Here is a 9141-nt window from a genome sequence, read left to right as displayed (position 1 = left end):
TGACTCGCTATCCATAGCACCTACACTTCGAGATCTACTGCACAACTTGCGTGAGTTGAGGCTACCCGCGCAGACATTAAAATTACATTTGCATTTTGTTGATCTGGCGTTGGCATTGGCGCCAAACCTAAGTTCGCAGGCCCCACGCTATTGCTTTTTCAGCAACCAAGGCTTGCGTCAAGCGAAGGTGCGTTGCGCAAAGCGCAGCCACACATTGCTGGGTCGAAGCATGAATCCTACGCTCAATGCGTCAGCCACCGCCCCCATCACCACCGCCTCCATCGCCGCCAGACATCGCCTGTTGCTGAGAGTGAGCAGCGAGCGTCATGACGGGGCCCGTTGGGTTCTTGTCGATTTCTTCGCGCTCGCGCTGAAATTGCACCATCTCCTGCGCCCGTTGTTGATCCATTGCCTCTGTCTTCTGCAAGTTCTCATTGATGCTAGGCGATGGTGTGTTAAGTGCAACTTCCGAGTGAAAGCCGGGCGTTTTGCCAAACACAAAGGCGACATCATCTTGGATGGTCACTTTGCGGAGTTCATCCGCACGCTCGATGCCTGACTCTTTGACTGCATGGAGCACTTCGGCCGTTTTCTCATCCGATGTGCCCCTGGGGAGCTGCGCTTGGATGGCAGAGAACAAGGCGTAATCTCGATGATCAGAGGGAAACGCCTGCTGAGCGACATCTTGGGAGGGTATCGCTTGCTCGACCCGATCCTCATCGTTCATACCTGGGTTTGAACGTCCGCCCGCCCCGCCGAAGCTCGGCGATGACACATAGGAGGTCGTGCGCTCAGGCAAGACGATCTGTGCCGGCATTTCGCTCTGCGTTGGCGTTGGCATTGCCGGCGACGACGCCTGCATCGCCTGTTGCTGTTCTGCCTGCAATGGAACAGCCGACGGCGCTTCGTTCTGTGGCGTGACTACGCGGGCTTGTTGCTCGCTACCCTGCTCCACCGCCGCATTCACCGATGTCGGCTCTGTGGGTCTCAAAGCTTCTCGGCGCGCGTGTTGTGCCTGCGATAACGCTGCATCCAGATCTTGGCCGGCAGCGCCCGTTGCCGGCAAACCTTGGTCCTGCTGGAACTGCCTCACGGCATGTTCGGTCTCTGGACCATAGTGCCCGTCTTGCGGCACGGCCTGACCGTTTGGACCCCGGGCATCCACTTGCTGCAAGCGATACTGCAAGAACTCGACCTCTTGTCCCCGGTCGCCCAGGCGCAACCCTTCCACCTCACCTGATGCCGACGGCGTTGGAACAGTTGCCTGGGTTGGGGTTTCCTCACGAGACGTGAGAGCTGATGAAGGCGATCCGACACTCGGCGCAGATGCGCTTGCAGAAGCTGGCGCCACTGCCTCTGCCGTCGGTTGGACTGCGCCGGCTGTCGAGGGTGCGGCAACCTCAGATGTTCGGGTTTCTTGGGGTTCGCGCTGTGGGACAGACTCGGGCTTCGGTTCGGTAGGCTTGGCAACCGGACGCACGTCTTCTGGCAGCGGCGCGTTGACGGATGCAGGCATCACGACAAGAGCAGGAGTCGCCGTCTCCGCAACGGCAGGCGCGTCGGTTGTGCGTGCAACGTCTCGATCTCTCTGCACGTCAATGGCTGCCTGAGGCGCTTGGCTTTCGTCTACACGCGGAGCGGTGACGGTCGTTGCGGCGAAGCTTGCGACCTGTTGCGCCTCTTGCGTGGAAACGCCCTGCCGATTGGCCTCGCGCAATGCTTGATCGTAGGCATCGCGCTCTTGGGGCGATTGCGCGTCAATGCGCAGCTCTGGTGCATCGGCCGAAGGTGGTTGCTCCTGCCGAACTGATTGCACCTGCCCAAGTGCCTGATGGATCTCATCAGTGCTGGTGGTTGCTGCAACGCGCACCACACCATCGGCGTCACGGCTCAAATGTTGGATGGGGCTGTCCACCGAGTATTGACCGGTCGCATCACGCTCCAATGCCAAAGAGCTGGTCGCGGCATCAATCCCGTTTGCCTCACGTGTCTTCTGCACCGCAAGCTGGATCGCGCCTGCAGTCTGGGCATTGGGCGCAACGCCATAGGCGGCATACGTCGCTTCGGTATTGGCCTGGTCTTGTTGCTGCGCGGTTGGCGTTTGCCGCGCGGGCATCTGTGCCAACGCCTGCGCGTGCTGCTCCAATGCCGGTTGCAAGCGCTCACGCGTCGCGTTGAGTTCCAGCGGGACATTGCCTTCGGCAGCAACGCCGTCATGGCGCCACTGGCCTTGCGTATCGCGCTGATACTGCTTGCCGTCCGAGGCTTGCAGTGAGTCGGGGTTTAAGGCGGCTTGCACGGCCGCTGGCACAGGGCCGAAGTCGTCCCAGCCGTTGCGCTGATAAGCAGCTTGATAGGTTGCCGCAATTGCAGCTGGGCCTCGGGCAATGTTGGCGTCCACCACCTGAGCTGCTTGCTGGTCCAACTCAGCACTGCGCTCGGGGCTTGCCGGATCAACCGTCCAGACAGGTCGATCGTTCCGATCGACGTCGTCAGCGACCATCCGTGACCACTGGCCACTTGCCGGATCATGCCGCCAATCACGCGCGTAGAGATGCGCGGCATCTGCCTCACTGGATGGCTGCACATAGGGATTACTGGGTTGCACCTTGCCCAGCGCTTGCTCGGTCGCTTCGCTACTGGCGTGATAGTTCAGCTCACGCGCTTTTTCAGGCAGCGCGAACATGCCCTGCTTCTGTGGCGTATCCACGCCATCGTTTGGCAGATCAGCTTTTTCTTGGCGCAGCCACTGGCTACCGTTGAATTCCCAGCTCACACCTTCCTTGTCGGTCTGCGCATTGATCTGACGGTTGTCCCACAGCGTGACGGCCTTGTCGGCAGCAGCACTGAACAGATAACCATCGGCCACCACCAGCGCGACGGGTCCGGCACCACTTGTGCCAACAACGGCAGCGGCAGCAGCACCTCCCGCCCAGCCGCCCGCGCCTCGGGCAGCAAAGTGCAACGCTTCTGAGCGCGCAGCGGTGAGGTTGTCTTGTGCCAACAGCGTGCCGACACGCTCGCCGGTTTGAGACGCGTCGTAGGCGGTGGCAGCAACACCCAAACCCGCAAGACCTGCAGTCATCCCGGCACGACGCAAGCCTGGGATCTCCGGCTCGGGCACAGGCATGCGTGCAGGCGGAGCCCCTGGCCGCACGAGTTCATCAATAGTGGCGATGCCTTCCATGCGACTAGCAACCACATCGCTCACCCGGAGCTTGGCATGCTCCTCAAGCAGTTTTGCTTGGACATCAGGATCAGATTTCGGGATCTCTTGGACATGGTCCGGCAAGTCACGGTGCCAATCGACTTGCTTTTGCCAGGCTTCCCGAAGATGCTCGGTGAAAGCGGGATCTTTAAGCCGCGCGTTGCGTGCTTCTTCCAACGCTTGACCAGGCATGCGTGCATCAGTGCGACTGTCGTAAAGCTCGATGCCCTCACGATTGAAGATGCGGATCGGCACGTTGCTGTTCGCATGGATGGTATCCAAACTGACAGGGAGCTTTCCGTAGATTGCATCACGCGCGCCCTCAGGCACATGGCGACCATAGCCTTGCCTGTCGGTGTTGGCCGTAAAACGCTCATCGACACCATGTTCACTCTCCAACTTAGGAGAAGCAACAGCACGCACCTCGACCTCATAGCCCTGCTCTTGCAGGCCTTTGATCAACGTCTCCGACGCCCACTTTCCATCACTCAATGTGGTGTCGAAAATAAGGTTCTTTTTCTCCGCAGTCGCTGCTACGCGTAGCTCATCGGCCCAAGAGCTCGCGTCCTTGTGGGTTCGACCAGACCATTCATAAGGATTTTCGCGTCGAAAGTCAGCAACGCGCGGATGGTGGCGGCGCAACTCATCCGGATCGATTGTGACGGCATTTTGATCAACTTCGGCCTTCGCCTGGGCTACCAGACCGCCCTTACCAGCACCAGGCTGACCGCCCAAAATGATTGCTTTCGGCTGCTGCTGGGCTGTTGAATTGATGAAATCTGGGGCGGTTAGTATTTGCTCGCGTAGGATCTGCTCGTGGATCCCTTTCGGCAGCACATCGCTTTCATTAGCCATGACGATGACTCGAACTTGGGAAACCAAAATAATCCATTAAATTCTGCTCCTTCCATGCGCCTTTAGAGGCGCTATGAAGCATAAGCAGATGCGTTGACTTCGCCAGTGCGATTGCTTCTTGGTCGCCCGTTTGCTCCGCGATTCGTAGCTTTTCGCGTGATTCGTCAACGAAAGTCTCGAGACAGCCCTCGATCGCCCAGATCGCAAACTCCAAGGGAGGGGTAATCGGCGATGGCTTATCGACCGACTCCTGAAGCGCGTTTTCTAACCGCGCAATGTGATCGGGGTAATCCTTGAAGCTTTCACGCAACCCTTGTGGCACTGGTGGTCGTGCGCCGATCGAATCAGGGGAAGAATCGTTGGTCTGAGTCATGACAGCATCCTGATTGAGGTGTGGCGTTGGACGTGGAAGATTGGGCTTGCGCTTAGGCGTTGCTACGGACGCCCCCGGTTGCAATGGCCCTAACTGCTGCACAGTGCGCGTATTGATTAATGCCAGGTCACGCAGAAGCTGTTGACTGTGACTGCCACCAGCCCTCAATCGATTCTGAGGCACATTGGAAGGTGTGCTATCACTCATGCGGGGACCATCTGTAAGGCTTCAATCTTCACCTTTGGCAACAAGCGCTTGGTGAAGTAGGCGTCTTCGTAATACTTGATCTTCTCGCAGAGCACCGGGCTTGGGATGCCTTCATAGAGGAAGACTTCCTTGTCAAAGCCCATGGCCTTTAACTCCTGTGGCAGCATCAAGGCACGGCGTTGCTCGGTTTCGGAGTAGGACACACTGCTTTGCTTGCCAGTGGTGTGCGACTTGTTCTTCTTGCGCACCGTGGTGTAGCCGAGCATGTCCGAGTAGTCGTTGGCGTCTTGCTGCTCGCGCGGGGCATAGACGATTTGCAAGGCATGGTTGGTGATGATGGTGCGCGAGACATCCTTGCCATAGGTCGCATCCAGCTGCGCCATGCTTTGGATGATCGGCAACAAGCGGATGTTGTAGCCAGCCATGTAGCTCACCGCGCTTGCGATGATGTCGACCCGGCCGATGGACGTGAACTCATCCATCAGAAGCAAACACTGGTGTTTGAGCGCCGGATTGTTCTGCGGCAGCTCTTTGGTGTTGAGATTGATGAGCTGACTAAACAGCAGGTTGATCAACAAGCAGCTTTCGGCCAGCTTGTTCGGCTGAATGCCGATGTAGATGCTCATCTTCTTCTTGCGCACATCGGTGAGCAAGAAGTCATTGTCGCTGGTTGATGCATCTAGGATTGGATTGATGAACTGGTTGAGCGGCTCTTTGAACGTGCCCATGATCGAGGCAAACGTCTCTTCGGCTTGCGAGAGCAAGTTGTCGAAGGCCATCTTGGCGTCGCGACCCAGGAAGTCGCGCTGCGAGAGCTTTTTGAGGTAGCCCTTCAAGTCACTCCCATCCCCAGATGACACGCGATAGAGCATCCCAAGGGTTGGGAACATCCAGGTGTCTTTCGGGTGCTTGCGCTTGATCTGATCGTCCAAGCTATCGAACAGATAGAGCGTAAACGCCATGAACGCGTTGCGGGCTTGGCTCACCCAGAACTTCTGTGCATCCGAGCCATCCGGGTAGAGCATGGCGGCGATACTCATCAGATCCGACACGCGAAAGGCGGGATCGGGCGAGATGTAGCTCAGTGGATTCCAGCGATGCGTGCGCCCGTCTTCGGCAAACGGGTTGAACAAAAAGACCTCCTGGCCTTGGCTCTTGCGCCAGCCGGAAGTCAGATCGAAGTTTTCCTGCTTGATGTCCAGGACCACCACCGAGCCTTGGTAGTCGAGCAGATTGGGAATGACGATGCCCACGCCCTTGCCCGAGCGCGTAGGCGCGGCCAGGATCACAAACTGTTGCCCAGGTAGGCGCACCAACTTGCCACCGTGCTTGCCAACCACAATGCCGGTCGGCGAGGGTTTGAGCATGTCCTTCTTGGCCAGATCACTGCCGGAGGCAAAGCGCGCATCGCCATGCAAGGCGGCGGCCTTCGGCTTGAACAGCGGGATCAGCAGTGCGATCCAGGCCAGAAGCGGCACGCCGAAGCCCAAGGCACCGGCCAGCTTGATCTTGGTGACATAGGGAGCGAACTGCGGGAGGTCGAGCGCTTTGACGTAAGACCAATAGGTGCCGAAGCTGAGCGGCCCAGCCACCTTCAAGAGCATCAGGATCAACTGACCGGAGAGGTAGACCCCTGCTGTGAGGGCGAAGAGCAAGAGCGCGGTGGCGACACTGAGCTTGATCTTGCCGGTCATGACGCGCTGCCTTCCATCTGTGATCCCTGGCTTATTTGAAAACGACCGTCCGCTCGCAAGATTACAGGATCACACCGGCCGTTCAGATCGGATGGGCAGTGGCATCTATGTAGGAATTGTCTGACGGGAAGCATGCCAAGACACCAGCAAGGACCCTCTCACTGTGAGCTGTGTGGATCGCTGCGCTTGGCTTTGAGCTGCAATTCGGTGACGACCTTTCGCTGCTCCTCGACGGAGAGCTTCGCGAGCGCTTGGATGGCGTCTGCCACCTCATCGGTCTCGGCGAAGAAGGCCGCCAGTGGCATGCCGAGGGCATCGGCCAGGCGTTTGGCGGTGCGCAAGTCGCACTCGTTGACGCCGTGCTCGTAGCGATTGATCCGCGTGCGGGCCACCTCAGCGGCTATCCCGGCTGCCACGCCTAAGGCTTCTTGGGTCAGCCCAGCAGCCAGGCGTGCCTGTCTTAGACGGTTGGCAAAGATGAGACGAGCGTCGTCCAGATCCAAAGTGTGACCACAAGCATGCAATGTGATGAATGAGCATGAGGTCTCCCACTTGTCTTGTCTGTTACTTTATCAGTAACATGGTTCCGTCAGCCAATCAACTGCGACTGCCAAGCACCAACACCGGTCATTCCTGCCGGTGTGCGGAGGCTTGCAGTCATTGAGCATGCCGGCAATCAGGGCATCCGAACCTGTCGGTCTGGTGGATCCCTAGCGCTCTTCCTTCCTCTTGGAGATACACATGTCAAAGCTTTGTCTGGCCCTGGTTGGCCTGATGTCGGTCTGTTTGGCCAGCTGCTCTGGCGGCGGCCCCGCTGAGACTCAGCGAGAGCACGCTTTTTTGCAGTTCGTCAAAGAGAACAGCAATGACGAGGCCAGGATCGAAGACTTCAAGAGCAACCAGTGCCAAAAGGCGGAAGGTGCTCCGAGCTACACGTGCGATGCCAGCGCAAAGGTAAAGGCCTTGGGTCAAGACTTCGGCAATCAAATGGACGGGGTCTACACCTTCACCAAGGTGGGCGGCACTTGGAAGATCACCGGCCGCGTCCAATAGTCACCTTTGATCGCCAATGGTGACCCCATCCTTTCCTCAGGAACTCACATGACGGTCGGAACTTTTCTTACCCTGGTCTTCTTCGCTGGCTGCGCCGCGATCTTCTTGGTGCTTGCCAAAACGGTGAAAACGCGCAGTGACAACGCAACCTTTGACCATGACTTCCAGCGGTTTTATGGCTACAAGAACACGCGCATTGCGGTGTCAACAGCACGCGCCATGATCAAGTTCAAAGCCGGCAGTCGCATCAAGGCGTATGCGCTGAGCGATGTGCGGTCCTGGGAAAAGCACTGGCACAACTACAACCGCGAGGGCACGCTAACGCTCAATGTCAAAGACATCGATCATCCGGTTTGGACCATCAAGTTCGGAAACGAAACCGAGATGAACCGGTGGTATGAGCTGGTCAGTCAGGCGGTCAACGAAAAATTGAAACTCTAACCGACTTCCGTGCAGCCATGACGTCGCCGCCTTGACGATTAGTGATTCTCTGATACGAATCATGGTATGAACAAGAACTCAAAAATCCATAACAGAACATTGAAGGCCAGCTCGTCCCTTGACCGCGACGAGCTGCATTTCCGCGAGGAGCTTCTGACGCATTGCGTCGAAGAATTCCTGGAAAAGGGCTTTGGCCTAGACCCCCACCTTGAACAAGCACTCGATGGATATCGAGCTGGCCGCTACGACATGCCTGCATTGCAGCGCGAGATCATGCGCCCTTATCTACACTGATTGATCAGACATCGCCTCACCAGCTCGGTCTCCCGTCCTGACATCACTGCGTTGATTCTGGGGCGCGGGCACCCGATTGGCGCCGCGCGCAAGAAGTCTTTCTGCAAACGCTCGCTCCGCCGTGTGGCCTTCTGGGACACCCATGAGCACTCCACCAGAACGGTAGCGGGTGAGCAGCGATGCGAAGCCGGCTTCGCCATCGACCAGTGCTGAACTGTCAGCACGCATGTCCTGTGTTGCCGTTGTTACTGGATAAGGCTCGTCTACTCGGTCTTGAACATCTACCTTCGACAGGTGAGCATTGATCTGAGCGGCGACCATTGCTCGGACCCACTCCACCTCAGTCCGTCCATTAATGGGTCCATCCAGTTCGCGCGTCTTGGCAGCTAGACCTTCGGGGGTCATCTTCCGTGTAGTGGCAAGCAATTGCGCATAGAAGTGACGTGGATCGCCCTGGACCGGGGCGTGTGAGCTTGCCTGGACGGCAAAGCCATACCGATCCACTAAGCGGTGAGCTAAGTCTTCGATGAGATCCCAGCGCTGCGCATGGCTCAACTCATGCGGGAGTGAGATGCAGAAGTTTCGACACAGCGTGCTGTCCTTGCGCTTCTCCGCTGCTTCTGCCGCTGTCCAAAGCGCCTGAGGATCATCCGCCCAGGCTGGGGAACCCGCTGGAACAAAGCATCGCGTTCTGAGCACGCCTCGGCGCGCTCGATAGTCGTGCAGTTTTCCGCCTGGCTCAGTGAGCAGCATCGCACCCCGATACGCTGCCGCAGCAATTGCGGATTGATTTTTAGAGCGGCTGAATGTTTTGACGCGAACATGAAAGATGGCCATGTGTAGTCCTATAAGTGAAGGCCACTCCTGTATGACGGCAAGTTTTCCCTCGGGCAAGAGCACGCAACTATAAAAATCGAGCCCTAATCAGACGCCTAATATCGATGGTTTTTCAGCAGCGCAAATCTTATTCATTTAACGTTTACTTTTTAACGGCGAGCAACGACCGGAATTTAAAC

The 9141-nt window shown here is 57.6% G+C and carries 8 protein-coding genes; 3 read left to right on the top strand and 5 right to left on the bottom strand.

Annotated elements, in window-relative coordinates; translation table 11 throughout:
* Positions 1–250: 250 nt before the first annotated feature.
* The 4 genes from XpruCFBP8353_RS21685 to XpruCFBP8353_RS21670 form a co-directional block, all read right to left on the bottom strand.
* Positions 251–4063, bottom strand: a complete 3813-nt coding sequence (locus XpruCFBP8353_RS21685) for a zeta toxin family protein (RefSeq protein ID WP_108723592.1) — start codon at positions 4061–4063, stop codon at positions 251–253.
* Positions 4056–4373, bottom strand: a complete 318-nt coding sequence (locus tag XpruCFBP8353_RS21680; RefSeq protein ID WP_101365074.1) for a hypothetical protein — start codon at positions 4371–4373, stop codon at positions 4056–4058. Before XpruCFBP8353_RS21680 ends, XpruCFBP8353_RS21685 begins: the two co-directional genes overlap by 8 nt.
* Positions 4374–4639: 266 nt before the next feature.
* A complete protein-coding gene (locus XpruCFBP8353_RS21675) occupies positions 4640–6337 on the bottom strand; it encodes a type IV secretory system conjugative DNA transfer family protein (RefSeq protein WP_101365073.1) in 1698 nt (565 codons plus the stop codon).
* Positions 6338–6495: 158 nt separating this feature from the next.
* Positions 6496–6840, bottom strand: coding sequence for a helix-turn-helix domain-containing protein (locus tag XpruCFBP8353_RS21670; protein ID WP_101365072.1), 345 nt, complete (start codon positions 6838–6840; stop codon positions 6496–6498).
* Positions 6841–7078: 238 nt separating this feature from the next.
* On the opposite strand from XpruCFBP8353_RS21670, the gene XpruCFBP8353_RS21665 reads away from it, so the two are divergent.
* The 3 genes from XpruCFBP8353_RS21665 (at position 7079) to XpruCFBP8353_RS21655 (ending at position 8125) form a co-directional block, all read left to right on the top strand.
* Positions 7079–7390 (top strand): hypothetical protein, encoded by a 312-nt coding sequence (locus tag XpruCFBP8353_RS21665; protein ID WP_101365071.1) that lies wholly within the window; start codon positions 7079–7081, stop codon positions 7388–7390.
* A gap of 48 nt (positions 7391–7438) precedes the next feature.
* Positions 7439–7831, top strand: coding sequence for a hypothetical protein (locus XpruCFBP8353_RS21660; protein ID WP_101365070.1), 393 nt, complete (start codon positions 7439–7441; stop codon positions 7829–7831).
* 66 nt (positions 7832–7897) lie between these two features.
* Positions 7898–8125: a hypothetical protein gene (locus XpruCFBP8353_RS21655; RefSeq protein ID WP_101365069.1), complete on the top strand. Its 228-nt coding sequence runs from the start codon at positions 7898–7900 to the stop codon at positions 8123–8125.
* Here XpruCFBP8353_RS21655 and XpruCFBP8353_RS21650 read toward each other — a convergent pair.
* The gene (locus tag XpruCFBP8353_RS21650) at positions 8117–8962 is read right to left on the bottom strand and encodes a MobA/MobL family protein (protein ID WP_101365068.1); all 846 of its coding nucleotides are present in this window, start codon (positions 8960–8962) and stop codon (positions 8117–8119) included. The two genes, XpruCFBP8353_RS21655 and XpruCFBP8353_RS21650, sit on opposite strands and share 9 nt — an antisense overlap.
* Between the last annotated feature and the right edge of the window lie 179 nt (positions 8963–9141).

The sequence above is a fragment of the Xanthomonas prunicola genome (assembly GCF_002846205.1).
In the GTDB taxonomy this organism is placed as follows: Bacteria; Pseudomonadota; Gammaproteobacteria; order Xanthomonadales; family Xanthomonadaceae; genus Xanthomonas; species Xanthomonas prunicola.
Note: the sequence above shows the minus strand (reverse complement) of the source record. Positions and strands in the feature narration are given on the sequence as shown.

What these genes read in the sequence shown, in the direction of transcription:
- XpruCFBP8353_RS21675 (WP_101365073.1), bottom strand. Translation starts at nt 6,337, where the DNA reads ATGACCGGCAAGATCAAGCTCAGTGTCGCCACCGCGCTCTTGCTCTTC.
- XpruCFBP8353_RS21685 (WP_108723592.1), bottom strand. Translation starts at nt 4,063, where the DNA reads ATGGCTAATGAAAGCGATGTGCTGCCGAAAGGGATCCACGAGCAGATC.
- XpruCFBP8353_RS21660 (WP_101365070.1), top strand. Translation starts at nt 7,439, where the DNA reads ATGACGGTCGGAACTTTTCTTACCCTGGTCTTCTTCGCTGGCTGCGCC.
- XpruCFBP8353_RS21650 (WP_101365068.1), bottom strand. Translation starts at nt 8,962, where the DNA reads ATGGCCATCTTTCATGTTCGCGTCAAAACATTCAGCCGCTCTAAAAAT.
- XpruCFBP8353_RS21665 (WP_101365071.1), top strand. Translation starts at nt 7,079, where the DNA reads ATGTCAAAGCTTTGTCTGGCCCTGGTTGGCCTGATGTCGGTCTGTTTG.
- XpruCFBP8353_RS21655 (WP_101365069.1), top strand. Translation starts at nt 7,898, where the DNA reads ATGAACAAGAACTCAAAAATCCATAACAGAACATTGAAGGCCAGCTCG.